Here is a 24,835-nt window from a genome sequence, read left to right as displayed (position 1 = left end):
CGCATCAACTCGCTGACCTGGGGTTCACCCCGCGCGTCTGTGTTGTTTGGGACGAGATCGTTTCTCGACGTACATCCGCTCGTCAGCGGATTTCAACACTTCGTCCGCCGTCATTCCACAGTGTGCCCATCCGATGCCGAAGCTGGCGCCGACCCGGACGGCCCGGCCCTCGGCGCGGATGGGCTGGATGATCTCGTTGCGGAGGCGGACCGCGAGGTCCTGCGCGTCGGCCCGGCCGAGCCCGTCGGCCAGGATGACGAATTCGTCACCCCCGAGCCGGGCGACCGTGTCGCCGTCGCGCACGCCGTTGCTCAGCCGCCGGGCGACCTCGATGAGCACCGCGTCACCCGCGTTGTGCCCGAACCGGTCGTTGATCGACTTGAAGCCGTCGAGGTCACAGAAGAGCACGGCGAGGCCCTTGGTGCCGTCGTCGTGGTCGCCGTCCGGGGCGACGGTGTGCACGTGGTGGTCGTAGGCGTCGTACCGCTCGGCGCCCTGCCGGTAGTCGAAGCCGGGCCCGACCACGTCGAAGGCCGGGTGGCCGTAGGCGGCGTCGTGGGACTCCGCGACGGCGGAGTGCGGGGTCGCGCGCTGGCACAGGCGCGCGGACAGCCGGGCGCGCAGCTCCGCGGAGTTCGGCAGGCCGGTGAGCGAGTCGTGGGAGGCGCGGTGGGCGAGCTGGAGCTCGCGGCGCTTGCGCTCCTCGATGTCCTCGACGTGGGTCAGGAGGAAGCGCGGGCCGTCGGCGGCGTCCGCGACGACGCTGTTGCGCAGGCTGACCCAGACGTACGTGCCGTCCCGGCGGCCCAGGCGGAGCTCGGCGCGGCCGCCCTCGGCGGAGGTCCGCAGCAGCGTGCCTATGTCCTCGGGGTGGACCAGGTCGGAGAACGAGTAGCGGCGCATCGCGGAGGCCGGGCGGCCCAGCAGCCGGCACAGGGCGTCGTTGGTGCGCAGGATCCGGCCGTGCTGGTCGCCGCCCATCTCGGCGATGGCCATGCCGGACGGGGCGTACTCGAAGGCCTGCCTGAAGCTTTCCTCGCTCGCCCGCAGGGCCTGCTGCTCGCGCTCCAGCCGGACCAGGGCGCGTTGCATGTTGGCGCGCAGCCGGGCGTTGCTGATCGCGATGGCGGCCTGGAAGGCGTACATCTGGAGCGCCTCGCGGCCCCAGGCGCCGGGCCGGCGGCCGTTGCGCGGCCGGTCCACGGAGAGCACGCCGATCAGCTCGCCGCACGTCCCGCTGCCCTTCGGGGCGGGCGCGTACATGGGTGCGAAGAGCCGGTCGGCCGGGTGCCACTCGTCCTCGAAGCGGGGGGCGGGGCCGTCGGTGTACCACTGCGGGACGTCGTCGTCGTCGAGGACCCAGCCCTCGGTGTGCGGTATGAACACCAGGTCGCCCCAGTGCTCACCCATGCCGAGGCGGCGCTCCCAGGACTCGCGCGAGCCGACGCGGCCGGTGATGAGGGCCTCGGCCGCCGGGTTCCCGGCGAAGGCGGCGACGACGAGGTCGCCGTCCGGCCGTACGAGGTTCACGCACGCCAGCTCGTACCCGAGGGCGGCGACGACGCCCTCGGCGACGGTCTGCAGTGTGTCCGCCAGGCTGCGGGCCGTGTTCATGTCGGCCATGACCTGGTGCAGTTGTCGCAGGGACGCAAGACGGACGTAGGGCTCCGACTCGGTCTCCATGCTCGCCCTCCCCCCGAGTACCTCGCAGCGAATCAAGGGTTCTCATCGGCGTATCGTCCTGGCAGCTTCCCCGCCACTGAATCACAGCGCGCTGCCCACTCGGTACACAGGGTCAACAATTCCTGCCCCTTGTGACTCAAGTCACAGGCAAACCTGAACAATTGAGTGGAGTTTCTGCGTTCTTCACGTGCGCCTACCGAACGCAAACTTTGTCAGGTTGCGCACATCTATTTCCCAGGTGTCCGTCGGGAGTCCTAGGACCGTGATCGGGCGGGAGCCCGATGCGGGGCGTGCCGGACGGAGATTAGCGTCTCTGGTGTGTCGAACACTCCCCCTGCCACGTCGCCGATCATTCCGAGGCCCGCCTCCGGGCATGCTGAGGGGGTGAGCAACGACGAGTTCCGCGCCGCCATGTCCCGGCTGGCCTCGGGCGTGGTCCTGGTGACCGCCCAGGAGCCGCCGCTCGACCCGGACGACCCCGGCGCGCCGAGCGGTGAGGACGTGGGCATGACAGCCACGGCCTTCATGTCGGTGTCCCTCGACCCGCCCCTGGCGCTGGTGAGCCTGCGCAACGGCTCCCGCATGGACGAGCTGCTGGAGGAGCAGGAGCTGTGGGCGGTCTCGGTGCTGTCCGAGAGTCAGCGGCACATCGCCGGCCGTTTCGCCATGAAGGGCCGCGTCAGCGACCGGCTGCTGTTCGCCGACATCCCGTACACCCGCGGCGAGTACACCGGCGCGCCCCTGGTGGGCGGCGCCCTGGCCGTGCTGGAGTGCCGCACCGAGCAGCGCGTACCGGCCGGCGACCACACCCTGGTGATCGGCCGCGTCCTGACCGCCCGCGTGCCCAGCGCGGAGGGCGGCCCGCTGACGTACTTCCGGGGCCGCTACCGGCAGTTGAGCTGAAACCCGTGGCTTGAAGAAACCATTGGCCGGGCGCTGAGCCGCCCGCCTAGGGTGCGCGCATGACCACGACCGGCCCGCGCCTCGAAGAGATCACCCCGGCGAACCTCGAAGCCGCCCTCGGCATCCGCGTCCGCCCCGACCAGGAGCACGCGGTCGCCCCGGTCGTGAAGTCGCTCGCGGAGGCGTACGTCCACCCCGGTGTCGCCTGGCCCCGCCTGATCGTCGACGGGGACCGCCCGGTGGGCTTCCTGATGGCCTTCCTGGACATCGACTGGTACGAGGACGGCAGCGTCCGCCGCTCGGGCCTGTGGCGGCTGAACATCGCGGCCGGGGAGCAGGGCAGGGGGTACGGCCGGTTCGCCGTCGAGTCGGTCGCGGAGGAACTCCGCCGACGGGGCACCAAGGAGTTCTACGTCTCCTGGCACCCGGGGTCCGACGGCCCGGAGGGCTTCTACCTGGGGCTCGGCTTCCGGCCGAACGGGGAGACGACGGAAGGCGAGACGGTCGGGGTGCGTGAGCTGGTCTAGCTCCGGTCTGGCTCCGGTCCGGTCCGGCTGCGGTCCGGTCCGGCTGCGGTCCGGTCTAGTTCCAGTTCTGCGGGGAGCGCCCCCGCTTCGTCTCCGAGCGCTGCTTCTTCTCCCGCAGCCGGCGTTCGTTGATGCCGCGCGGGATGCGGGTCGGCCTGCGGGGCTTGGGCGGGGGTGCGGTGGCCTCGGCGAGGAGCGCGGCGAGCCGTACGGCGGCGGCCTCGCGGTTGCGCCACTGGGAGCGGTGCTCGGAGGACCGTACGGTGACGACGCCGTCGACCAGGCGCCCGGCGAGCCGCTCCAGCGCCCGCTGCTTCCACACCGGGGGCAGGGCGTCGGTCCCGGCCAGGTCGAAGCTCAGCTCGACCTTGGAGTCGCTGGTGTTGACGTGCTGCCCGCCCGGCCCGGACGACCGCGAGAAACGCCACATGAGCTCGGCCTCGGGCAGGGAGACGGAGCCGCGGATGACATGGGGACCGGACATGCCGTCCATGTTCCCGCTCCTGTCCGGTCCACGTCACCCGAATATCGCGGGTAAAGAAAGTAAAGGACCTGGAACCTCGCGTACCCCTCTCCACGTTCATGGGGGTAGCTGTAGCTTCATTTCCGCAGCTTCTTTGCCGCATGTAAACGAGGGAAGGGACTCCCAACAATGGCTGTAAGCCTGTCCAAGGGTGGCAACGTCTCGCTCACCAAGGAGGCTCCGGGCCTGACCGCCGTCACCGTGGGCCTCGGCTGGGACGTCCGCACCACCACCGGCACGGACTTCGACCTCGACGCCTCCGCGATCGCGGTCAACAACCAGGGCAAGGTCTACTCGGACGCCCACTTCGTCTTCTTCAACAACAAGCAGACCCCGGACAACTCCATCGTCCACACCGGTGACAACCGCACGGGTGAGGGCGCCGGCGACGACGAGGCGATCAACGTCAACCTCGCCGCCCTCCCGGCCGACATCGACAAGATCGTCTTCCCGGTCTCGATCTACGACGCCGAGAACCGCTCGCAGAACTTCGGCCAGGTCCGCAACGCCTACATCCGCATCGTCAACCAGGCCGGCGGCGCCGAGATCGCCCGCTACGACCTGTCGGAGGACGCCGCCACGGAGACGGCCATGGTCTTCGGCGAGCTGTACCGCAACGGCGCCGAGTGGAAGTTCCGCGCGGTCGGCCAGGGCTACGCCTCGGGCCTGGTCGGCATCGCCCAGGACTTCGGCGTGAACGTCTGACGGACGCCTCCGTCCACGTGTGGAGCCCCCGGCCGCGGTGACGGGCCCGGGGGCTTCGCCTTCCGGGGGCCCACCCGGGATACGTTCCCCACGTGATCCTCGACCCCTTGCCCATGGCCCCCCTGGGTGACTCCCTCCTCGCGGAGCTGACCGCCCTCTACGCCTCCCACCACGAGTTCCACACCCTCACCGGCGACTTCCCCGACCCGAAGGACATCCGCCCCGAGCAGGTCGCGGCCGCCCTCGCCGAGGAGTGGGAACAGCCCGGCACGGAGATCCTGCTCGCCCGCAGCTTCGGCCGCCTGATCGGCATCGCCGTCACCCTCGCCCACCACCCGGACCCCGCCGACCCGGACCCGTGGATCGGCCTGCTGATGGTGGACGCGACCTTGCAGGGCCAGGGCCACGGCCGCCGCCTGGCCACCCTCGTGGAGGACCGCTTCCGCCAGGCCGGCCGGACGGCCGTACGCCTCGCCGTCCTGGCGAACAACCCGAAGGCCCTCGCCTTCTGGACCGCCCTCGGCTACGCGACCATCGACGACCGCCGGGACCGCCGGCTGGACCGCCCGTGCGCGGTGCTGCGCAAGCCGCTGGTCGCGCCGTAGGGGGCTCAGGGCCGCTCCGGCTTCCCCTCCCCGTACAGCCAGTCCTCCCAGATGCCCTCGAAGTCCTCCCCGGGCGCCTGCTTCTCCACGTATGCCGTGAAGTCGGCCGTGTCCGCGTTCCCGTGCCGGTACGCGGCCGCCCAGCCCTTGAGGATCCGCCAGAACTTCTCGTCGCCGACGACCTGACGTACCTTCTGCAGCACCATCGCGCCCCGCCAGTACACCGGCGCCTCGGAGATCCGCGCGGCGCTCGGCGGATCGGCCGGCGGGAACGCCCAGACGGACTCCGCGGCCTCCTCGGTGTCCGAGGAGTCGCCGGAGTACAGCGCGTCGAAGGTCTCCTGCGCGCTCTTCCCGCCGTGGTCCTCCTCCCACAGCCACTCCGCGTACGTCGCGAAGCCCTCGTTGAGCCACATGTCCCGCCAGCTCTTCGGCGAGACCGAGTCGCCGTACCACTGGTGGGCGAGTTCGTGGACGAGGAGCGTGAGGTCGGGGGCGCCGGGGAAGACCGGGCGGTTCTGCGTCTCCAGGGCGTATCCGAGGTCGGCCGCCCGGTCGACGATCGCGCCCGTGGAGGAGAAGGGGTACGGCCCGAACCGCTTCTCCGCCCAGCGCAGCACCTCGGGTATCCGCCCGAGCACCGGCCGGCTCGCCGCCGCCTCGGCCGGGTCGACGGCGGTGTACACGGGCAGACCGTCCGGGGTCCTGGAACGGCTGATGTCGAAGCGGCCGATCGCGAGTGTGGCGAGGTAGCTCGCCATCGGCTCACCGGTGTGCCACCGGTACGTCGTACGGCCCCGTGCGGTCCTCTCGCTCCGCAACTCCCCGTTGGACACGGCCCGCAGCCCCTGCGGAACGCTCACCGTGACGTCGTACGCCGCCTTGTCGGAGGGGTGGTGGTTGCCGGGGAACCACGTCATCGACCCCGTCGGCTCGCCGAGCGCGAGCGCCCCGTCCGCGGTGCGCAGCCAGCCCTCGCGGGAGCCGTCCGGGTCGGTGACGGTCTCGGGCGCGCCGGAGTAGCGGACGGTCACGTGGAACGTGTCGTCCCGGTCGATGTCGGCGTGCGGCCGGACGGTGAGCTCCTGTCCGGCGCGGTTCCAGCGGGCGGTCTCACCGCCGACCGTGACCCGCTCGACCTCCAGGCCCTCGAAGTCCAGGTTGAAGGCGGAGAGGTCCTGGGTGGCACGGGCCGTCACGGTGGCCGTGCCGGTGAGGTGGTGCGCGTCCGGGGCGTAGGTGAGGCGCAGGGCGTAGTGGGCGACGTCGTAGCCGCCGTTGCCCGCCTTCGGGAAGTACGGGTCGCGTACGCCGGAGCCGCCCGGTGTGCCGTGCACTCCGCCGCCGCACCCGGCGAGGGTGAGCACGGAGGCGAGCAGGGCGGGGACAAGACGTACAGTTCGGGCCACGGCCGCGATCCTACGGTCGCGTGACACCATCACATCCGTGCTCGACATCGGCTACGCCCTCTCCAACCGCTTCCCGGACCCGCCGCAGACCGACTACCGGCGCGCGGACGTCCGCGCCCTGCGGCACGACCTGTTCTGCGGTGACGTCTATCTGGCGGACACCAAGACGGACCACGAGGTGTCCACAGCCTGGGGGTGGGTGCCGGTGCTCGACTTCGCGTGGGCGCTGTGCGACATCGTGGAGCGCATCGACCGGGACCCGGCGGGCTCCCGGGCGTCCCGGCCGCAGCGGGCGGAGCTGGACTTCACCGAGTCGACCGACCGGATGCTCTTCGAGCGGCGCTTCGGATGGGTGGACATCGAGGCCGACTGGATGCGCGCGGAGGAGCCCCCGCTCACCGTCTCCCACGCCGAACTGCGCCGGGAGGCCCGGGACTTCCTGCACGACCTGATCGCCGACCTGACCGACCTGCACGACGACCTCGCCGAGAACCCGGCGATCTGGACCCTCCAGGCCCGCTTCCCACGGATCCCCTGAGGGGCCGGACGCCCGCAGTGTCCGCGCTCACCCCTCCACCCGGATCCCCCACTGCGCCGCCAGCACCGGTGCCAGGTCCAGCAGTTGGGCCGGGCTGATCACCGCCCCGGACAGCCGGTCCAGCCCTCGGCCGATCTCCAGCGGCGCGGCCCCGCGCAGGTCGACGTCGACGAGGGTCGCCGCGTGCAGGTCGGCTCCCTTCAGCGCGCAGTCGACGAACTCCACCCGCTCCAGACGAGCCCCGCCGAAGTCCGGCTCGACGAGGACGCAGCCCTCGAAGACGACGTCTCTGAGCCGGGCCGTGCGCAGGTTCAGACAGTCGATCTTGCCGCCGCGGATCAGCACCCGCTCCAGCACCGCCCCGTGCAGTTGCGGTCCGCCGAGGCGGGCGTCGGTCAGCTCCACGTCCCGCAGGGTCGCCTCGGCCAGGTCCGTGCCGACTCCCCGGACGCCGCTCAGGGCCGAATCCAGGATCCGGGCGTGCCGCAGTCGGGTCTCGTCCAGCGCGCACCCCGTCAGCGCGCAGTCCATGAAGCGCGCGCCCGAGCCGTCCTGCCCGCCGAGGTCGGCGTCCTTGAACTCCAGCCCGTCGTAGTCCCCGTCCGGCTCCAGCCCACCGCCCTCGTACGGCTCCGGCACCGGCAGCCGCAGCTCCGGTCGCCGCGCGCCCTTCACACCCGTACCGCCCGCCGCTCTCCTCGCCATGCCCCCATGCTGCACGCCACCACTGACAACACGCCCTGACCTGGGCAACCACCCGCGATGTCACATACCGGCGCCCTCGGCCCGTCGTACTCCCGACAGGCCACCACCAGGCCACCACGACGACCGCAGGGAGACCCCCAGCCATGCACCGCATCACCGTGATCGGCGGCGGTTTCGCCGGACTGACCGCGGCCATCACCGCCGCCGAGGCGGGCGCCAAGGTCACCGTCCACGAGGCCCACCACACACTCGGCGGCCGGGCCCGCACCGCCGAGGGCCCTTACCGCACGAACGAGGGCCCGCACGCCCTCTACAACGGCGGCCCGCACTGGGCCTGGCTACGGCAGCGCGACCTCATCGGCCCGCTCGCCCCGATCCCGCCCCTGGAGGCCGCCCGGCTGCGGCTGCGCCACCAGGGCGCGCTGCGCCGCACCCCGCCCTTCGCGATGCTGAAGCTGCTGCGCCGGACCGGCCGGCAGGCCCCCGTGGACGTCGACTTCCTCACCTGGGCGACCGGCATCGCAGGGGAGGAGGGAGCCCGGGCCGCCGCCCACTACTCCGCCGTCGCCCTCTTCCACCACGACCCCGGATCCCTCTCGGCCGCGTTCGTGCAGGAGCGCCTGCGCCGCGCCACCAAGCTGCCGCCCGAGGCGCACTACCCGCGCGGCGGCTGGGCGAGCCTCATCGACCGCATGGCCGCCCGCGCCTGGAACCTGGGCGTGCGGATCGAGACGCTGTCCCGCGTCGACACGCTCCCCACCGACACGCCGGTCGTCGTCGCCACCTCCCTCGACGCCGCCCGGCGGCTGCTCGGCGACGACTCGCTGACCTGGCCGAGCGGCCGTACCGTCCTCGTCGACCTGGCCGTGCGCACCCGGCGCGGGGACGCCTTCGTGGTCTCCGACCTCGACGCGCCCGGCTGGCTGGAACGGTTCACCGCCCAGGACCGCAGCCTCGCGCCGGCCGGCGAGCAGCTGATCCAGGGGCAGATCCCCATCGCCCCGCGCGAGTCCAAGGCCGACGGCACCGCGCGCGCCGAGGAGCTGCTCGACCTGGGCTTCCCGGGCTGGCGCGAGCGGGTCACCTGGCGGCGCGGGGCCGTGGCGAACGGCCGTACGGGCGCGGTCGACCTGCCCGGCACCAGCTGGCGTGACCGGCCCGCCGTGGACCGGGGCGACGGTGTCTACCTCGCGGGCGACCAGGTCGCGGCCCCCGGCGTGCTGTCGGAGGTCTCCTTCAACAGCGCCCTGACGGCGGTGTCCCTGGCCCTCGGCAGGCGGGAGCTTGACCTCAAGCATGCTTGAGGTTGAAGGCTGGGGGCGCAGACCACGACACCACGAGGAGCCCCGCATGCACGCCATCCGCCTGCACGCCTTCGGCCCGGCCGAGAACCTCACCTACGAGCAGGTCGAGGACCCCCGCCCGGGCCCCGGCCAGGTCCGTGTCGCCGTACGGGCGGCGGGCGTCCACCTCCTGGACACGGCCCTGCGCGAGGGCGCCCGGGGACCGGCACCCGAACCGACACCCCTGCCCACGATCCCCGGCCGCGAGGTCGCCGGGGTCGTCGAGGCCCTGGGCGAGGGCGTCGCCGGCCTGTGGCTCGGCAAGCGGGTCGTCGCCCACCTCGGCTTCGCCCCGGGCGGTTATGCCGAACTGGCCGTCACCAACGTCGAACGCCTGCACGAGATCCCGGAGAACCTCGACTTCGCCGAGGCCGTCGCCATGATCGGCACGGGCCGTACGACGATGGGGATCCTGCAGTTCGCCGACCTCGGCCCCGACTCGGTCGTGGTCGTCCCGGCCGCCGCGGGCGGCATCGGCACCCTCCTCGTGCAGTACGCCAAGAACGCCGGCGCCACCGTCGTCGGGCTCGCGGGCGGGCCGGAGAAGGTCGCCCGCGTCCAGGCCAACGGCGCCGATCTCGCCGTCGACTACACCGACCCCGCCTGGCCCGCGAAGGTCCGCGCCCACCTCGGCGGCCGGACCGCCACCGTCGTCTTCGACGGCGTGGGCGGCGACGCGGCCCGCGAAGCCGTAGCCCTGCTCGGCCCCGGCGGCAGGCACGTCGTCTTCGGCTGGTCCGGCGAGGGCATCCACGACGGCGGGCCCTACCTCGTCGACGGCGTCTCCGTGGAGGTCCTCGGCCCCGTCATGCTCCAGAAGGCCGGCGGCCCCGACCCCGTCCGCACCCTCGAACTACGCGCCCTCACCGAGGCCGCGGCGGGCCGCCTCACCCCGGCCGTCCACCGCTTCCCCCTCACCGACGCCGCGGCCGCGCACCGCGCGCTGGAGACCCGGGGGACGACGGGCAAGGTGGTCTTGGAACCCTGACGGCCGGCCGCGCGGGAAGCCCTCGGACTGCGGCCCGACGGGTGCCCGGTCCGTGCCCGGGATGGCGCCGGTGTCGGCTTCAGGTCAACTGCCGTGGGTGCGCAGGCGCCGGGCGATCTCCAGCTGGTCGTCATCCACGGGGCGGCCGTCCTCAACGTCCCACAGGGCGTTCTGCAACAGCCGCCCGAGCGTCCAGGCCCGAGCCCGCGCGCGGTCCAGACCGAGGACTTCCGTCATGGCGTCGAAGCGCCAGCAGATGTCATTGGGGTCGAACCGGTTGTCCAGCGCCGGCCACAGCTCGAAGCCGGGGTCGCCGACCAGAGGCTTGGGATCGATCGCCAGCCATGAGGACCGCTCGGCAGCGAGAACGTTTCCGTCGTGGAGATCCCAGTGCAGCAGGCTCTCACCGGGTTCGTCCACGACCTCGCGCACGGCTGCCGCACAGTCGGCGACCACACGGCGGGACTCGCGATCGGGGATGCGATCCAGCGCCCATGGCGTCCGGTTCAGCATCGCCCGGGCCATGTCGCCCAGGCGCCGCATACCCGGCGGGGCGGGGAAGGAGGTCAGGTGGGCGAGCAGTTCGGCGATCGTGAGGACGACTCGGTGCGTGTCAGGTTCGTGCGACAGCATCCTGGACGGATCGAGGCGCTCCAGCAGCATGGTGCCGGTGGCCTCGTCGTGGCCCAGAAGCCGCACCGCCCCGTCACCGCCCCAGACGCGCAGCGCGACCGGCTCGTCCCTGCTCTCCTCGTCCAGCAGCTGGAGCTTGAGGACGGCCGGAGTGCCGTCGACCCGGACGACCGGCAGGACCAGGGCGGAGACACCGTGCATGGGCGAACCGTCGACCCGTAGCCGCCAGCGCTCCAGAAAGGCGGCCGCCAGGTCCGGCAGCCCGGCGATGAAGGCCCGGCCCGCCTCCCCGTTGTACTTCTCCTGTGATGCGGCCAGCTCCCGTGGAATGTCGATCACCCCTCGCACGGTAGCGGCGTCCGCCAGAAGAGGCATGCGAATTACGGCCGGCAGGATCCGGCTGGCGTCTCGGCACATGAAAAGCCCAGGTCAGACACTGACCTGGGCACGGTGAGCCGCCTGTCGGAATCGAACCGACGACCTGGAGCTTACAAGGCAACTGCTCTGCCAACTGAGCTAAGGCGGCAGGCCCCCTTCATCGACCACTGACGAGGGGCCGCGCCCACCATACACAGTCGCTCCCTGCCCGTACCACGCATCTCTCCTCGGAACAGACCCGGCCTCAGTAGTATCCTGCCGTGACCGACACCACACTCACCCCCGGCAGCGCCGAGGACGAGGGGTTATTCGCCGAACACGAGCTGGCGATCGTGGACCCCGACCAACCCATTCGACAGGGTGATGTCCTTCAGTTCCTGTCCACCAAAGCGGATTTTCCGCTGGATGGGGAAGAAGCACTCGGATTCGTCGTGACGGCGAATTGCGACCTGGCATACGGAAAGCACTGGAACCTCATAACCTACGTTCCGGCCGTCCCCGTCGACTCCTATGTGAAGCAGTTCGTCATCCCCAAGGAGATCGACGCCCAGCGAGCCGCAACCGAGCGGGCGATCCGCAAAACCATCCTCAACGGCGGCGGCACCGACCAACTCGATCGCGCATTTGAGATGATGCGGCTGGGATACGCCCCGGAGGACATCGTCACCCTCCTTCCGGCCGGTCGCACCCGGGAGGACCTGGCCTCCCACATCCGGGCCCTGCTGGCGCTGGAGAAATCCGTCAAGGACCTGTCCCTGTGCACGCATCAGCGCCCGTTCTGCCGCTGTCTGCAGGCCCACTGCCGACGGCTCGACAAGGCCCGCCCGACAAAGAAGAGCGCCGACGAACTCCTTCGTAACAGCGTGCGGGAGAGGCTGAAGCGGTTCCCGGGCGACTTCCTCTACGTCCACCGGCCGAGCCCGCACCATCCCACCGGCTATGTGGCACTGCTGCGCCTGATCAGCAGCATCCACGAGTCACTGGTGGCCATCAGGCCCCTGGACGAGACGTCGGCCACCGAAGCCCGCAGGGTCGCCCGGCTCAACACCCTGTTCTGCCATCGCATCGTCCAACAGATGGCCCAGGTCTTTACGGACATCGGCCTCCCGGAGGACTACGAGACAGCCCGCGACCACCACCTGATGAAAATCTCGGACAACTGGGAATACTGACTTGATCGCATTTACCCGATCCAGCCTCACTGCCTACCTTCAGCAGGTGTACGCAGCCGGCTTCGACATGGAGCCGGATAACGGCTTCGTCTCCGACCACGTATTCATGGCGCAAGCGGGCGAGACAACGTTCTTCCTGCACCGGGAAGACACCGAGGACAGCAGCCTCGTGCTGGTGGACCAGTTCTGCTGGTCTTTCATCCATGACTACGACGAATACACCGCGTCCCGTTTCCTTGAGCGGGTCGACCGGGCGGCACAGGCCATGTCCCGGCCTCCGGTTTCGTTGCCGTCGGCATGGAGCAAGTTCTCCCACGAGAACCTCCTGGCGTTCTTCGCGCTGCCCAGGAACATGAATCCCGACTCCCTGCGATGGATAGCGGAGTCGCTGGGCAGTGGTCACTTCTGCTTCTGGGCGCTCACCAGCCGTGACGACCGCATGACCTTGCAGCAGTTCAGGGCCGAGCGCGAGATCGGCCCTGCGAACACCGCGCTGGAGGCGTACGGCACAGCCCTGGAGGCCGCCCGTGCAGCCTTCGCCAGTCGGGCACCTCGTCCTCAGCGCGTGCAGAACTCGGTCGATTTAGAGCGGGTGGGCACCGGCGCCCTGCTCAAGAGCCGGACCTTCACGGAGTGGCTTCCCTACCTGACCGAGACACAGCGCAACATCCTCTCCAACGACCTGTCCAACCCTCTGAAGATCCGCGGAGCGGCTGGGTCCGGAAAGACACTGGTCCTGCAGCTCAGGGCCCTCGAAGAGCTGTACAAAGCCGACGACGCCACCAGCGAGGAGCTGCCCCGCATCCTCTTCCTCACCCACAGCTGGGCGATTGCCCAGCAGGTGGAGGAAGCGCTCCACAAGCTCGACGAGCGGGGCCTGTGCGACCAGATCGAGGTCATGCCGCTCACCTTCCTGTGCCAGTGGCTTCAGGGCACCGAACTGGAGGTGCTGGGCGAGGACAGCCTCGACGGCAAGCAGCAGCAGATGAGCCTCATCGACGCCGCCGTGGAACGGATCAAGGCGAACACGTGGCAGTCCTACCGGACCTTCGTGAGCCCCTGGGTGCACGAAGGCGTCGAGGCGGAGCCCGGGGCGCCCGAGCGACTCCGTCTGTGCTGGGCCCTGCTGCGGGAGTACGCCGAAGTCTTCGACACCCATCAGATCAAGCCCGGATTCAACGCCCTTGAGGAGTACCGAGGCCTGAGCCGGGAGCCCTGGATGGTGCCGCTGGACACCCCCGCCGACCGGGAGCTGGCCTTCACCGCTTATCGCTTCTACATCGAGAGCCTGAACGCGAGACAGCAACTCAGCACGGACCAGGTCGTCGACGACTTCCGCCGCTACCTGGAGACGTACGCCTGGCACACGCACCGGAAGACACGCGGCTACGACTTCGTCTTCGTGGACGAGTTCCACCTCTTCAGCGACTCCGAGCGGTATCTCCTGCATCACCTCACACGGGACGTGGAACGCCACCCCCGGCTGGTCATGGCCATGGACCCGCACCAGTCGATCTTCATACTGCTGACCGGCCTGTCCGAGAACGACCTCAGCAGGGGATCGGGCAAGGTCTTCCAGCGCACCCAGACGATCGACTCCATCGACCTCGAGAAGGTCCACCGCTTCTCGAACCCTGTCTTCGAATTCGTCCAGTACCTGCACAGCTCGATGCCCAACATGGTCGAGATGGGGCATGACTGGGAATACCACCCCCCGCGCGCAGACGAGGACGATGCGCAGGGCAAGCCCCGTGTCGTCTTCGACAACCGGACGTCACTGGCCGTCTCGGCGCTGCGCGCCTCGCTGGAACAGCTCAGGAACAGCTCGCAGGACCAGCGGGTCGCCCTGGTCGGGGTGGGCAACAGTGACCTGGAGGCGCTGAAGCAAGCCCTGGACGCCCCCGAGTTCGCGAAGGCGTCGGTGGTGCTGATCGAGGGGCGGGACGACATCGACCGCCTGCGGTACTCACGCCGCGCCTTGATCGTCACGGCCGCCGAGTACGCCGCAGGCCTGCAGTTCTCGCACGTCGTGGTCATGGGCGGGGCCGGAGGGCTGCACGAGTACGGCCAGGGAGGGAGCGCCATGAGGGCGCTGTACTCCCAGTTCTACCTCGCCGTGAGCAGGGCCGAGAGCCACTTGACGGTGTTCGCTCCGAAGGACGGAGAATTCAGCACGATCGTTACGAAAGCCGTCGAAGCCGACGTCGCCCTCCTCTGACAGAAGCGGGGGGCCCTGTCGAAAATTTCCGCGAAGTTCACAGGCCCGGAACTACTGACATCCGTGTGAACGCCGGGTACCGTCCTGAGCCAGTTCACACGCGTGGACTACACCACAACGGAAAACCGTCGTGGCACCGCCTTCCTACTCGGATCGTCCGGCACGTTCCTGCCGGTAGAAGGGGTTCACTCACCATGGCCACTGTCTCGTTCGACAAGGCGACCCGGATCTACCCGGGCTCCGACAAGCCCGCCGTCGACGCGCTCGACATCGACATCGAGGACGGCGAGTTCCTCGTCCTCGTCGGCCCGTCCGGCTGCGGCAAGTCCACGTCGCTCCGCATGCTCGCGGGGCTCGAGGACGTCAACGCCGGCGCCATCCGCATCGGTGACCGCGACGTCACCCACCTGCCGCCGAAGGACCGGGACATCGCCATGGTGTTCCAGAACTACGCGCTGTACCCGCACATGACCGTCGCCGACAACATGGGCTTCGCGCTCAAGATCGCCGGCGTCAACAAGGCGGAGATCCGGCAGAAGGTCGAGGAGGCCGCGAAGATCCTCGACCTCACGCAGTACCTGGACCGCAAGCCGAAGGCGCTCTCCGGCGGTCAGCGCCAGCGTGTCGCCATGGGCCGCGCCATCGTGCGTGAACCGCAGGTGTTCCTCATGGACGAGCCGCTGTCCAACCTGGACGCCAAGCTCCGTGTGTCGACGCGTACGCAGATCGCGTCCCTCCAGCGCCGCCTGGGCATCACCACCGTCTACGTCACCCACGACCAGGTCGAGGCCATGACGATGGGCGACCGCGTGGCGGTCCTCAAGGACGGTCTGCTCCAGCAGATCGACACCCCGCGCAACATGTACGACAAGCCCGCCAACCTCTTCGTGGCCGGCTTCATCGGCTCCCCGGCCATGAACCTGGTCGAGGTGCCGGTCACCGACGGCGGCGTGAAGTTCGGCAACTCGGTCGTGCCGGTGCAGCGTGACGCGCTCGCCGCCACCAGCGACAAGACCGTCACGGTCGGCGTCCGCCCCGAGCACTTCGACGTGGCCGGCCCGGAGTCCGACCAGGGCCTCGCGGTCACCGTCAACGTCGTCGAGGAGCTCGGCGCCGACGCCTACGTCTACGGCACCGCCAAGGTCGGCGACGACTCCAAGGACCTCGTCGTCCGCGTCAACGGCCGCGACGTCCCGGAGAAGGGCAGTCAGCTGCGCGTCGTGCCCCGCTCCGGCGAGACCCACGTGTTCTCGACGTCGACCGGTGAGCGCCTGTCGGACTGACGCGTCACCAAAGGCACAACCCCGGGTGATTCACCCAAGTTGACGAAGAGGGCCCCGCAGCGTGCTGCGGGGCCCTTCTCGTTGTCGACAAATACCCTGACAGACCGGACGTTTCGAGCGGTGTGCGTCAACCCTCTACCCAATAAGAGGCCCTCTCTCATCCCCCGAACCGGTGACTAAATGTCTACAAACCATTACCCCGCGCTACCCTCACACGCGTGAAGCACTCCAACACCCAACAGACGCGACGCGGCCGGGGCCCCGCCCGCCGGATCGGCCGCACCCTCGCTTTCGTCCTGCCCGTCGTCCTGGTGCTCTCCGGGACCCTCGCGGTCACCCGAGTCAACTGGTCGGGGAACTCCACCGACCCGGTGCTCACCGCCGCGGACACCTCCGTCGGCACGCCTCGGGCCGCCAAGCGCGCCCCGCAGGACGTCCTGCGCGACAAGCTGCTGACCGAGCTGCAGGAGGAGAACCCGGGCGTCGCCCTCACCCACCTCCAGCAGGCCGTCAACGGCCGCCCGTCGCTGGCCCGGCACTGCAAGTCCATCGCCCGCGCCCTCGGCCAGGCCGCCGTCCGGGTCTACGGCCCGACCCGCGCCCAGTCCTACGCACGTCCGGTGTGCGACACGTCCTTCGCCACCGGCGTCGCCGCCGCGCACCGCTGAGCGCAGCGCCCTGGCGCCGGGTGAGAAGGGTGGGAAGTCGGTAACGGCGGACGACCGCAGCGGTCGTCCGCCGTCGTCCCGGGCGGGACGCCCCGTACAGTTCGGTCTCATGAGCGATCCGAACGCCGCGTCCCGCCCCGTTCAAGCCGTCGTTCTGGCCGGTGGCCAGGGTTCCCGGCTGCGTCCGTACACCGACGACCGGCCCAAGCCGATGGTCGAGATCCCCGGGACGGGGACTCCGATCATCGGCCATCAGCTGTCCTGGCTCGCCGAAGAGGGCGTGACGGACGTGGTGGTCTCCTGCGGCCACCTCGCCGAGGTCCTCCAGAAGTGGCTGGAGACGGCCGATCTGCCCGTCTCCGTCACCACCGTCGTGGAGTCGGAGCCGCTCGGCCGCGGCGGCGGCCTCAAGTACGCCGCGGCGCACCTCCCCCACCCGGACCAGCCCTGGTACGCCACGAACGGGGACATCTGGACGCGGTTCTCGCTGCGCGACATGGCGGACTTCCACACGGAGCGGGACGCCATCGCGACGCTGGCGCTGGCGCGGCCCCGGCTGCCGTGGGGCGCGGTGCGGACGGACGGCTTCGGGCGGATCACCGACTTCATCGAGGCACCGCCGTCGACGTTCGAGATCAACGCGGGCGTCTACGTCTTCTCCCCCGAGTTCGCCGGGCTGCTGCCGCATCGGGGGGACCACGAGCGGACGACGTTCCCGCATCTGGCCCGGGAGCGGCGCCTCGCCGGGTTCACGATCCCCCAGGGGTCGTACTGGCGGGCCATCGACACGGCGAAGGACCTGACGGAGGCCGCGAAGGAACTGGCGGCGCTGGGGCGCTGAGAGCCCGGAGCGTCACATGAGAAGGGCCCCGCACCTCGTGGTGCGGGGCCCTTCTCCGTGGATCGGCCGGTCAGCCCAGCAGGCCGCCCACCAGGCCCGACCGGCCGGTGGACGAGGAGCCGCCGGTGCCCGAGCCGCCGGTCGAGCCCGTGCCGCCCGTGGCCGTGCCGCCGGAGGTGGGGCCGCCGGAGGTGGGGCCGGACGTGGTGCTCGGCGCCTGGTTCTCCGGGGTGGACTGCTGGGGCGGGGCCTGGCCCGCGCTGCCCTGGGTCTGGCTGGGCGAGCCGCCGGTGACGGTGCCCGCGTCCCGAGTGGCGCCCGGACTGGTCGTGGTGCCCGCGCTGGGGCTGGCCGATCCCGCCGTGGTGCCCTGGGTGGGCGAGGTGGAGGCGGACGGGGTCTTCTTCTGCCGCTTGCCGGGCTCGCCCGGGAGCGGGGAGCCGGGCAGCTCGTTGCGCGGGGCCTCGCCGGGGCCCGGGACGACGACCCGGTCGGCGTCGCGGACGGCGCCGCCGAGCAGCGAGCCGACGAGCAGGGTGAGGCCGGTGACGATGGCCGTGACGAGGGCGCCGCGGCGCAGCACGTAGCGGCGCAGGTCCCAGATGGCGGCGCGGGGCCCGAGGCGCCGCCAGGCGCTGCCGACGAGGCGGCCGTCGACGGAGTAGACGGGGGCGCCGGCGATGATCAGCGGGGACCAGGCGGCGAGGTAGATGATGTCGGGCGTCTCGTAGGCGGGGACGCTCTTCCAGCTGACCGTGACCAGCAGCGCGGCGGAGAGCAGGGCGCCGAAGGCCGCGGCCACGCGCTGCCAGCAGCCCAGGACCGTCAGCACGCCGACGATGACCTGCGCGAAGGCGATGACCAGGCCGGAGCCCACCGGGTGCTCCAGGGCGAACTGCCGCAGGGGCTCGGCGACTTCCCAGGGGTGCAGCGTGTTGAGCCACTTGACCATGGAGCCGCGCTTGCCGCCGTCGAAGTAGACGGGGTCGCACAGCTTGCCCATGCCGGCGTAGATGGAGATGAAGCCGAGGAAGACGCGCAGCGGGAGCAGGACGACGCCGAGGTTCATCCGGCGGCCCGGGTAGTAGGCGTGCCGCGCCGGGTCGTCGCCGTGCCGCCGGACGCGCCGCTCGGCCTCGTCCCCCTCGGCGGGGAGGCCCTCGAAGTCGCTCTGGGTGTAGGCGGGTTCGTCGTAGGCGCTGCCGACCGTGCGCATGGGGGGCAGCAGCCGGGTGCCGTCCGCGGGGTCGTGGGTGCGCTGCCGGCCGACGACGGGGGTCTCGACGGTCTGGGTGAGGTCGTCCTCGTAGCCGTAGCCCGCGTCCTCGTGGCCGGTGCCCACGCGGGAGATGACCTGGGTGGCTCCGGTGTCGGAGGCGGGGTCGTCGGCGTGGCGGACGCTCTCGTGCCGCGCGGCCTGCAGGAGGCGGTGGGCGCCGGTGTCGTCGGGCGCGGATCTGCCGCTCCAGACGACGGGCCGGCGGCGGGCGGTGGCCCCGTCCGCCTCGCTCCCGGCGACGACGGGGATGCGGGCGGTGTCCTCGGTGGCGGTCAGGTGCCGTGCGACCCGGGGGGACTGGACGCGACGCGTCGAGACGCCCAACTGCACGCGGAAACTCGCGTGATTGACGATGACCTGAGCCGGGTCGCTCGGCACCTTCACCATGCTCAGCGCGGGAGCGTCGTCGAGTCCCGACGAGCGGTCCCCCGTGGGTGTGCGGGGTGTTCTGGTGTCCACACTCATCTAACCGAGTGACGTCGGGATAGGACACTGCTTTGACCCGCCGGATCTGTCCGGACCCCGTCAAGCTTGTCCTCGTCGCCCCGATGCCCCCGGAATGAACCCGTTCGGGTGAGGTGTCGGACGTCCGTTCAGGCGCGTCGGCGGGCCGCCTCGTAGAGCACGATCCCCGCCGCCACACCGGCGTTGAGCGACTCGGCGCCGCCCGGCATCGGGATCCGCACCCGGAAGTCGCAGGTCTCCCCGACCAGCCGGGACAGCCCCTTGCCCTCACTGCCGACGACGATGGCGACGGGCCCCTCCAGGGCGTCCAGCTCGGTCAGTTCGACGTCCCCGTCGGCGGCCAGACCGACGACGACGATGCCCGCCTTCTTGTACGCCTCCAGCGCGCGCGTCAGGTTGGTGGCGCGGGCGACGGGCGTCCGGGCGGCCGTACCGGCGGACGTCTTCCAGGCTCCGGCCGTCATCCCGGCGGCCCGCCGCTCGGGGACGACGACGCCGTGCCCGCCGAAGGCGGAGACGGACCGGACGACCGCGCCCAGGTTGCGCGGGTCGGTCACGCCGTCGAGCGCGACGATCAGCGGGTCCTCGCCCTCGTCGGCGGCGGCGTCGGCGAGGTCCTCGGGGTGGGCGTACTCGTACGGCGGGACCTGGAGCACGAGCCCCTGGTGGTTCAGGCCGTTCGTCATCCGGTCGAGCTCGGGGCGCGGCGCCTCCATGAGGTTGATGCCCCCGCGCTCGGCGGCGAGTTGCAGGGCCTCGCGGACCCGCTCGTCGCTGTCGATGAACTGCTGCACGTACAGCGTCGAGGCCGGTACGCCCTCGCGCAGGGCCTCGACGACGGGGTTGCGCCCGACGACGAGTTCGGAGGTGCCCTTGCCGCGCGGCCCCTTGGTGCGGCTCTGGGCGCGGCGCGACTTGGCCTGCGCCGCGCGCTGCTTGGCGTGTCCCTTGCGCATCTCGGCGGGAGGCGTCGGGCCCTTGCCCTCCAGGCTCCGGCGCCGCTTGCCGCCGCTGCCGACCTGCGCGCCCTTCTTGCCGGACATGCGGCGGTTGTTTGCGGCCATGACCTACCTGTCTGTGTGAGCGTTCGTACGTACGTCTGTGCAGTGTGCCGCCCGGAGGCCCGGGCGGCACAATCGATCACCGGGTGGAGCCGGCTCAGCGCGGGCCGAGGCTCCAGCGCGGTCCCTGCGGGCTGTCCTCGATGACCAGGCCGGACTGGCCCAGCTGGTCGCGGATGGCGTCCGCGGTCGGCCAGTCCTTGCGGGCCCGGGCGGCCTCGCGCTGGTCGAGGACCATGCGCACGAGCGAGTCCACCACGCCGTGCAGGTCGTCGCCGCGGTCGCCCTCTCCGGCCCAGTGCTCGTCGAGCGGGTCGAGGCCGAGGACGCCGAGCATGGCGCGGACCTCGGCGAGCCGGGCCACCGCGGCTTCCTTGTCGTCGGCGGCGAGCGCGCTGTTGCCCTGGCGGACGGTGGTGTGCACCACGGCGAGCGCCTGCGGCACGCCCAGGTCGTCGTCCATGGCCTCGGCGAAGGCGAGCGGCACCTCGGCGGCGGGTTCGACGACGCCGGCCTTCTCGACCACGCGCTGCACGAATCCCTCGATCCGCGCGAACGCCGACTCGGCCTCGCGCAGGGCCTCCTCGCTGTACTCGATCATCGAGCGGTAGTGCGGGGTGCCGAGGTAGTAGCGCAGCACGATCGGGCGCCACCGCTTGACCATCTCGCTGACCAGGACCGAGTTGCCGAGCGACTTGGACATCTTCTCGCCGCTCATGGTGACCCAGGCGTTGTGCACCCAGTACCGGGCGAAGTCGTCGCCGTAGGCCTTGGCCTGGGCGATCTCGTTCTCGTGGTGCGGGAAGACCAGGTCGAGGCCGCCGCCGTGGATGTCGAAGGCGGAGCCGAGGTACTTGTGCGCCATCGCCGAGCACTCCAGGTGCCAGCCGGGACGGCCACGGCCCCACGGCGTCTCCCAGTCGGGCTCGCCGGGCTTGGTGGCCTTCCACATGGCGAAGTCGCGCGGGTCGCGCTTGCCGGAGACGCCCTCGTCGGGCTGGCGCAGGTCGTCGATGTCCTGGTTGGACAGCGCCAGGTACTCCGGGAAGGAGCGGACGTCGAAGTAGACGCTGCCGTCCGCGACGTAGGCGTGCCCCCGCTCGATGAGGCCGCGCATCATCTCGACCATCTCGGTGATGTGGCCGGTGGCGCGCGGCTCGTAGGTCGGGGGCAGGCAGCCGAGGGCGCGGTAGCCCTCGTTGAACGCCCGCTCGTTCTCGTAGCCGATGGCCCACCAGGGGCGGTTCTGGTCGGCCGACTTGGCGATGATCTTGTCGTCGATGTCCGTGACGTTCCGCACGAACGTGACGTCGTAGCCGCGGTACTCGAACCAGCGGCGCATGATGTCGAAGTTCAGCCCGGACCGGATGTGTCCGATGTGCGGGGCGGCCTGCACGGTGGCGCCGCACAGGTAGATCGAGACACAACCCGGCTGGAGCGGGGAGAAGTCACGGATCTGCCGGGCGCTGGTGTCGTACAGGCGAATAGTCACGGTTCCTAGGGTAGTGGGCCGTGGGGGGTGGGTGGGGCCGTCCCTCACACCGCCCGCACGACCAGGGCCGTCGCCACCGCCATGAGGCCCTCCTCCCGGCCCGGGAAGCCCAGGCCGTCCGTCGTCGCGCCCGAGACCGACACCGGTGCCCCGGCCGCCTCCGACAGAAGCTTCTGCGCCTCGTCCCGGCGCTTGCCGATCTTCGGACGCGGACCCACCACCTGTACGGCGATGTTGCCGATCCGGAAGCCGGACTCGCGGACGATCCGGGCCGCCTCGGTCAGCAGGGTCACGCCCGACGCGCCCGACCACTCGGGGCGGCCCGTGCCGAAGTGCTGCCCGAGGTCGCCGAGGCCGGCGGCGGAGAAGAGGGCGTTGCAGGCGGCGTGCGCGACGACGTCCGCGTCGGAGTGGCCGGCCAGGCCCGGGCCCTCGCCCTCCCACTTCAGGCCGGCGCACCACAGCTCGCGGCCCTCCTCGAAGGCGTGGATGTCGGTGCCGATGCCGACCTGGGGCAGCGGGATCCCCTCAGAACCCATCGTTGAGCCTCCTGCGGGCCAGGACCGCCTCCGCGAGGACCAGGTCCAGGGGGCGCGTGACCTTGAACGCCTCCTCGTGGCCGGGGACGGCCACGACCGTGAGGCCGAGCTGCTCCACCATGCCGGCGTCGTCGGTGACCTCGCCGGTCACCGTCTCGTGCGCCCGGACGAGCGTGGCCCGGTCGAAGCCCTGCGGCGTCTGCACCGCGCGCAGCAGCGCGCGCTCCGGTGTCGCGACGACCGGCTCGGGCTCGCCGGGCGTCCGGGCGGGCTCGACCTGCTTGACCGTGTCGGCGAGCGGCAGCGCGGGGACCACCGCCGGGGCGCCCTCGCGGACGGCCTCGATCACGGCGTCGACCGTGTCGACCGGGACCAGCGGCCGGGCCGCGTCGTGCACCAGCACGATGTCGTGGCCGGGCGGCAACGCGTCCAGGCCGAGCTTCACGGACTCCTGGCGGCTCTGCCCGCCGGGAACGACGAGGAAGTCGGTCCGCTCGGGCAGCGCGTGCGCGTCGAGCAGCGACTTGACCTCGGCGGCGCCGTCGGGCGGTGCCACGACGACGACGAGGGAGACGGCGCGGGAGGCGGCCATCGCCCGGACGGCGTGGATGAGCATGGGGGTGCCGCCCAGCGCGCGGAGCGCCTTGGGGGCGCCCGGGCCGAGCCGTACACCCCGGCCGGCGGCCGGGATCACGGCCGCCGTACGGGCCGCCGCGCGGGCGGCCGGCGGCGAGGGACGCGAATCGTCAGACATCGGTTCCTGTCAGGTTTGTGTGCTGGCCTGGCGTGGGTATGGCCTGGAGGAGTGCCGGGCGCGACGCGCTCGACCGGACCCTTCCGTGACGCTGGTCGAGCCGGCTGCCCGGGCCCGGCACGCCAGACAACCGGGTCGTGAGCGATAACACATCCCGGGCTGACGGCGCATCGGCGTCCGAGTACGAACATGCCGCAGCGCCCGGCGACAGGAAAGAGTCATCGGGCACCGCGGCATTTCGATGTGCAGGCGCTTGATCAGCCTTGATCAGCAGGATGCCTTGATCAGCAGAGTGCTGAGCGACGGGCTTCGCCTCAGGAGGCGAGAACCTCGTCGAGCAGGGCCTCGGCCTTGTCCTCGTTGGTGTTCTCCGCGAGGGCGAGCTCGCTCACCAGGATCTGGCGGGCCTTGGCGAGCATGCGCTTCTCTCCGGCGGAGAGTCCGCGCTCGCGCTCACGACGCCACAGGTCACGCACCACTTCCGCGACCTTGATGACATCGCCCGAGGCGAGCTTCTCCAGGTTTGCCTTGTAGCGACGGGACCAGTTCGTGGGCTCCTCGGCGTACGGCGCGCGCAGCACCTCGAAGACCCGGTCCAGCCCGTCCTGACCGACCACATCACGCACGCCGACGAACTCCGCATTGTCCGCTGGCACACGTACCGTCAGGTCACCCTGGGCGACCTTCAGCACCAAGTAGGTCTTGTCCACGCCTTTGATCTGGCGAGTTTCGATGGCCTCGATCAGCGCGGCCCCGTGATGGGGATAGACCACGGTGTCGCCAACCTTGAACGTCATGTGACAGGTACCCCTTCCGTGGCTATCCAGGGTAACACGGAAACTGACGGTTCTGAATGGCGTTTTCGCAGGTCAGGGCATATCTCGGGGCTTGACAACTCCGACAGGAACGTGCTTCGGACAGGGAGTGGAAGAAGGTATTCGCAGGTCGGAGCGGCTGTCCGGGGTGAGCGAAACGCGTACGCTACACGCATCCGGAGCCCCCTCCAGACGGCCGAACATCCCCATATGTCCGGTTCCATGTGATCGACTTCCGCTACTCCGTTCGGCGGCCCGAGCGGGGTTCCGGTCGAATCGGGAATTGATCACGACGTCTCCCGGGCGGGCCGCCCGGTGATCAATTCCCAGGCCGTCCGCGCATTCCTTCACAGAAAATGCGCGCTGCCGTCCGGCGCTCTTATGTGAATGCCGGACGAGCACTCCGGCAATGTGACCGAGGAGTCACCTGTGACCTGCGAGACAGGCGCGACGGATGCGGGATGCCGGGGTGCCGGGGGGTCGGGTGCGGCCGGGCGGGAACGGCTCGGTAACCTGAGGCCTGCTGACAGACACTTAGGGCGGCTTTATCGGCCGCTCCGTTCGAGTCAAGGAGTTGCCGCCGCCGTGAGCAGCAGCCTTCGACGCGGCGCCCTCGCCGCTGCCGCCATCGCGTTCTCGATCGCCTCGCTCGCCGCGTGCGGAGCCGGCAACAACGCCCAGACCCTGGAGATCAAGCCGGACAACGCGGCGACGAGCGTCGGCGACATCAAGATCCAGAACGCGATCGTGATCACGCAGCCCGACCTCGAGTCGACCGGCCCGGCCGCGATCTCCGCGACCTTCTTCAACTCCGGCAGCACCGACGAGACGCTGGAGTCCATCACCCTCCCGGGCACCGGCAAGACCGCCGAGCTCAAGCCCGCCAAGGGCGGCAGCCTCACCGTCCCGGCCGGCGGCTCGCTGATCCTGGGCGGCAAGGACAACGCCCAGGCCCTGTTGCCGAGCAGCCGTGAGGCCGTGCAGGACGGCAACGCCCAGAAGGTCACCTTCACCTTCAGCAAGACGGGTGACGTGAGCCTGCGCGCGTTCGTCGTCCCGGCCGAGCACTACTTCAAGGAGTGGGGCCCGACCGAGGTCCCGGCCGCGCCGGGCGGCTCGGCGTCCCCGTCCGGTTCGCCGTCGGGCAGCCCCTCGGGTTCGCCGGCCGGCACCGAGAGCCCCGCCGCGGGCGAGACGCCGGGCGGCCACGAGTCGCCGGCCACGCCGACCGACGCGGCCTCCGCGAGCGCGACGGGCGGCGCCGGGCACTGAGGCCCGTGGAGCAGTCGTAGCGAAAGGGCGGGACCC

24 protein-coding genes and 1 tRNA gene are annotated in these 24,835 nt (G+C 70.9%); 13 read left to right on the top strand and 12 right to left on the bottom strand.

Annotated features, from left to right (window positions below; genetic code table 11):
• Window positions 1-24 precede the first annotated feature (24 nt).
• A complete protein-coding gene (gene cdgB, locus ACSUPV_RS22370) occupies window positions 25-1,683 on the bottom strand; it encodes a diguanylate cyclase CdgB (protein ID WP_037759421.1) in 1,659 nt (552 codons plus the stop codon).
• 318 nt (window positions 1,684-2,001) lie between these two features.
• Between cdgB and ACSUPV_RS22365 the strand changes: the two genes are divergently transcribed.
• Window positions 2,002-2,586, top strand: a complete 585-nt coding sequence (locus tag ACSUPV_RS22365; protein ID WP_031113703.1) for a flavin reductase family protein — start codon at window positions 2,002-2,004, stop codon at window positions 2,584-2,586.
• Between the two features lie 59 nt (window positions 2,587-2,645).
• A complete protein-coding gene (locus tag ACSUPV_RS22360) occupies window positions 2,646-3,113 on the top strand; it encodes a GNAT family N-acetyltransferase (RefSeq protein ID WP_037759417.1) in 468 nt (155 codons plus the stop codon).
• A gap of 55 nt (window positions 3,114-3,168) precedes the next feature.
• On the opposite strand, the gene arfB is transcribed toward ACSUPV_RS22360, so the two are convergent.
• Window positions 3,169-3,606 (bottom strand): alternative ribosome rescue aminoacyl-tRNA hydrolase ArfB, encoded by a 438-nt coding sequence (gene arfB, locus ACSUPV_RS22355; RefSeq protein ID WP_436948335.1) that lies wholly within the window; start codon window positions 3,604-3,606, stop codon window positions 3,169-3,171.
• 159 nt (window positions 3,607-3,765) lie between these two features.
• On the opposite strand from arfB, the gene ACSUPV_RS22350 reads away from it, so the two are divergent.
• Complete coding sequence (locus ACSUPV_RS22350; RefSeq protein WP_031113707.1) at window positions 3,766-4,341, top strand: TerD family protein; 576 nt, start codon at window positions 3,766-3,768, stop codon at window positions 4,339-4,341.
• Between the two features lie 92 nt (window positions 4,342-4,433).
• Window positions 4,434-4,946, top strand: a complete 513-nt coding sequence (locus ACSUPV_RS22345) for a GNAT family N-acetyltransferase (protein WP_436948333.1) — start codon at window positions 4,434-4,436, stop codon at window positions 4,944-4,946.
• A gap of 5 nt (window positions 4,947-4,951) precedes the next feature.
• Here the strand turns inward: ACSUPV_RS22345 and ACSUPV_RS22340 are convergent, their stop codons facing one another.
• Window positions 4,952-6,403 (bottom strand): M1 family metallopeptidase, encoded by a 1,452-nt coding sequence (locus ACSUPV_RS22340; RefSeq protein ID WP_436948331.1) that lies wholly within the window; start codon window positions 6,401-6,403, stop codon window positions 4,952-4,954.
• Between ACSUPV_RS22340 and ACSUPV_RS22335 the strand changes: the two genes are divergently transcribed.
• A complete protein-coding gene (locus tag ACSUPV_RS22335) occupies window positions 6,393-6,893 on the top strand; it encodes a hypothetical protein (protein WP_031113712.1) in 501 nt (166 codons plus the stop codon). The two genes, ACSUPV_RS22340 and ACSUPV_RS22335, sit on opposite strands and share 11 nt — an antisense overlap.
• Window positions 6,894-6,920: 27 nt before the next feature.
• Here the strand turns inward: ACSUPV_RS22335 and ACSUPV_RS22330 are convergent, their stop codons facing one another.
• Window positions 6,921-7,598: a pentapeptide repeat-containing protein gene (locus tag ACSUPV_RS22330; RefSeq protein ID WP_382613098.1), complete on the bottom strand. Its 678-nt coding sequence runs from the start codon at window positions 7,596-7,598 to the stop codon at window positions 6,921-6,923.
• A gap of 143 nt (window positions 7,599-7,741) precedes the next feature.
• On the opposite strand from ACSUPV_RS22330, the gene ACSUPV_RS22325 reads away from it, so the two are divergent.
• Window positions 7,742-8,902: an FAD-dependent oxidoreductase gene (locus ACSUPV_RS22325; RefSeq protein ID WP_037759413.1), complete on the top strand. Its 1,161-nt coding sequence runs from the start codon at window positions 7,742-7,744 to the stop codon at window positions 8,900-8,902.
• Window positions 8,903-8,948: 46 nt separating this feature from the next.
• The gene (locus tag ACSUPV_RS22320; protein ID WP_037759412.1) at window positions 8,949-9,929 is read left to right on the top strand and encodes a zinc-binding dehydrogenase; all 981 of its coding nucleotides are present in this window, start codon (window positions 8,949-8,951) and stop codon (window positions 9,927-9,929) included.
• An 84-nt stretch (window positions 9,930-10,013) separates the two neighbouring features.
• Here ACSUPV_RS22320 and ACSUPV_RS22315 read toward each other — a convergent pair whose 3' ends face one another.
• Window positions 10,014-10,937, bottom strand: coding sequence for an aminoglycoside phosphotransferase family protein (locus ACSUPV_RS22315; protein ID WP_031113718.1), 924 nt, complete (start codon window positions 10,935-10,937; stop codon window positions 10,014-10,016).
• Window positions 10,938-11,015: 78 nt separating this feature from the next.
• Window positions 11,016-11,088: transfer RNA gene (locus tag ACSUPV_RS22310), tRNA-Thr, on the bottom strand.
• 112 nt (window positions 11,089-11,200) lie between these two features.
• On the opposite strand from ACSUPV_RS22310, the gene ACSUPV_RS22305 reads away from it, so the two are divergent.
• The 5 genes from ACSUPV_RS22305 to ACSUPV_RS22285 all read left to right on the top strand — a co-directional run bounded on the left by ACSUPV_RS22305 (window position 11,201) and on the right by ACSUPV_RS22285 (window position 17,122).
• Window positions 11,201-12,112: a hypothetical protein gene (locus ACSUPV_RS22305; protein ID WP_436948328.1), complete on the top strand. Its 912-nt coding sequence runs from the start codon at window positions 11,201-11,203 to the stop codon at window positions 12,110-12,112.
• 46 nt (window positions 12,113-12,158) lie between these two features.
• Entirely contained in the window at window positions 12,159-14,330 is a 2,172-nt protein-coding gene (locus ACSUPV_RS22300) for a UvrD-helicase domain-containing protein (RefSeq protein WP_031113720.1), read from the top strand.
• A 194-nt stretch (window positions 14,331-14,524) separates the two neighbouring features.
• On the top strand, window positions 14,525-15,613 hold the full coding sequence (locus tag ACSUPV_RS22295) for an ABC transporter ATP-binding protein (RefSeq protein WP_031113722.1): 1,089 nt from the start codon (window positions 14,525-14,527) through the stop codon (window positions 15,611-15,613).
• 218 nt (window positions 15,614-15,831) lie between these two features.
• Window positions 15,832-16,281 carry a hypothetical protein gene (locus tag ACSUPV_RS22290; protein WP_031113723.1) on the top strand — a complete coding sequence of 150 codons (450 nt, stop codon included), beginning with the start codon at window positions 15,832-15,834 and terminating at the stop codon, window positions 16,279-16,281.
• Window positions 16,282-16,390: 109 nt separating this feature from the next.
• Window positions 16,391-17,122: a nucleotidyltransferase family protein gene (locus ACSUPV_RS22285; protein WP_031113724.1), complete on the top strand. Its 732-nt coding sequence runs from the start codon at window positions 16,391-16,393 to the stop codon at window positions 17,120-17,122.
• 70 nt (window positions 17,123-17,192) lie between these two features.
• On the opposite strand, the gene ACSUPV_RS22280 is transcribed toward ACSUPV_RS22285, so the two are convergent.
• The 6 genes from ACSUPV_RS22280 to ACSUPV_RS22255 form a co-directional block, all read right to left on the bottom strand.
• Window positions 17,193-18,866 carry a DoxX family membrane protein gene (locus ACSUPV_RS22280; RefSeq protein ID WP_436948326.1) on the bottom strand — a complete coding sequence of 558 codons (1,674 nt, stop codon included), beginning with the start codon at window positions 18,864-18,866 and terminating at the stop codon, window positions 17,193-17,195.
• A gap of 128 nt (window positions 18,867-18,994) precedes the next feature.
• Window positions 18,995-19,930 carry a 23S rRNA (guanosine(2251)-2'-O)-methyltransferase RlmB gene (gene rlmB / locus ACSUPV_RS22275; RefSeq protein ID WP_031113727.1) on the bottom strand — a complete coding sequence of 312 codons (936 nt, stop codon included), beginning with the start codon at window positions 19,928-19,930 and terminating at the stop codon, window positions 18,995-18,997.
• A gap of 94 nt (window positions 19,931-20,024) precedes the next feature.
• Entirely contained in the window at window positions 20,025-21,419 is a 1,395-nt protein-coding gene (gene cysS, locus ACSUPV_RS22270; protein ID WP_436948324.1) for a cysteine--tRNA ligase, read from the bottom strand.
• A 44-nt stretch (window positions 21,420-21,463) separates the two neighbouring features.
• Window positions 21,464-21,958, bottom strand: coding sequence for a 2-C-methyl-D-erythritol 2,4-cyclodiphosphate synthase (gene ispF / locus ACSUPV_RS22265; RefSeq protein WP_031113730.1), 495 nt, complete (start codon window positions 21,956-21,958; stop codon window positions 21,464-21,466).
• On the bottom strand, window positions 21,948-22,712 hold the full coding sequence (gene ispD, locus ACSUPV_RS22260; protein WP_031113731.1) for a 2-C-methyl-D-erythritol 4-phosphate cytidylyltransferase: 765 nt from the start codon (window positions 22,710-22,712) through the stop codon (window positions 21,948-21,950). The genes ispF and ispD overlap by 11 nt, the downstream gene beginning before the upstream one ends.
• 314 nt (window positions 22,713-23,026) lie before the next feature.
• Entirely contained in the window at window positions 23,027-23,509 is a 483-nt protein-coding gene (locus ACSUPV_RS22255; protein WP_003953493.1) for a CarD family transcriptional regulator, read from the bottom strand.
• Between the two features lie 603 nt (window positions 23,510-24,112).
• Here ACSUPV_RS22255 and ACSUPV_RS22250 point away from each other — a divergent pair.
• The gene (locus ACSUPV_RS22250) at window positions 24,113-24,799 is read left to right on the top strand and encodes a hypothetical protein (RefSeq protein WP_031113732.1); all 687 of its coding nucleotides are present in this window, start codon (window positions 24,113-24,115) and stop codon (window positions 24,797-24,799) included.
• Window positions 24,800-24,835 lie beyond the last annotated feature (36 nt).

Origin of the sequence: Streptomyces sp. SudanB52_2052 (assembly GCF_964272415.1) — a bacterium.
Lineage (GTDB): Bacteria > Actinomycetota > Actinomycetes > Streptomycetales > Streptomycetaceae > Streptomyces > Streptomyces olindensis.
The sequence above is the reverse complement of the archived record's forward strand: the minus strand, read 5'-3'. Positions and strand labels throughout refer to the sequence as shown.

Bases quoted from the DNA above. Each gene is read 5' to 3' on its own strand.
- cdgB (WP_037759421.1), bottom strand. From the start codon at position 1,683: ATGGAGACCGAGTCGGAGCCCTACGTCCGTCTTGCGTCCCTGCGACAA.
- ACSUPV_RS22360 (WP_037759417.1), top strand. From the start codon at position 2,646: ATGACCACGACCGGCCCGCGCCTCGAAGAGATCACCCCGGCGAACCTC.
- arfB (WP_436948335.1), bottom strand. From the start codon at position 3,606: ATGGACGGCATGTCCGGTCCCCATGTCATCCGCGGCTCCGTCTCCCTG.
- ACSUPV_RS22350 (WP_031113707.1), top strand. From the start codon at position 3,766: ATGGCTGTAAGCCTGTCCAAGGGTGGCAACGTCTCGCTCACCAAGGAG.
- ACSUPV_RS22340 (WP_436948331.1), bottom strand. From the start codon at position 6,403: ATGTCGAGCACGGATGTGATGGTGTCACGCGACCGTAGGATCGCGGCC.
- ACSUPV_RS22330 (WP_382613098.1), bottom strand. From the start codon at position 7,598: ATGGCGAGGAGAGCGGCGGGCGGTACGGGTGTGAAGGGCGCGCGGCGA.
- ACSUPV_RS22325 (WP_037759413.1), top strand. From the start codon at position 7,742: ATGCACCGCATCACCGTGATCGGCGGCGGTTTCGCCGGACTGACCGCG.
- ACSUPV_RS22320 (WP_037759412.1), top strand. From the start codon at position 8,949: ATGCACGCCATCCGCCTGCACGCCTTCGGCCCGGCCGAGAACCTCACC.
- ACSUPV_RS22315 (WP_031113718.1), bottom strand. From the start codon at position 10,937: ATGCCTCTTCTGGCGGACGCCGCTACCGTGCGAGGGGTGATCGACATT.
- ACSUPV_RS22295 (WP_031113722.1), top strand. From the start codon at position 14,525: ATGGCCACTGTCTCGTTCGACAAGGCGACCCGGATCTACCCGGGCTCC.
- ACSUPV_RS22285 (WP_031113724.1), top strand. From the start codon at position 16,391: ATGAGCGATCCGAACGCCGCGTCCCGCCCCGTTCAAGCCGTCGTTCTG.
- ACSUPV_RS22280 (WP_436948326.1), bottom strand. From the start codon at position 18,866: ATGAGTGTGGACACCAGAACACCCCGCACACCCACGGGGGACCGCTCG.
- rlmB (WP_031113727.1), bottom strand. From the start codon at position 19,930: ATGGCCGCAAACAACCGCCGCATGTCCGGCAAGAAGGGCGCGCAGGTC.
- ispF (WP_031113730.1), bottom strand. From the start codon at position 21,958: ATGGGTTCTGAGGGGATCCCGCTGCCCCAGGTCGGCATCGGCACCGAC.
- ispD (WP_031113731.1), bottom strand. From the start codon at position 22,712: ATGTCTGACGATTCGCGTCCCTCGCCGCCGGCCGCCCGCGCGGCGGCC.
- ACSUPV_RS22255 (WP_003953493.1), bottom strand. From the start codon at position 23,509: ATGACGTTCAAGGTTGGCGACACCGTGGTCTATCCCCATCACGGGGCC.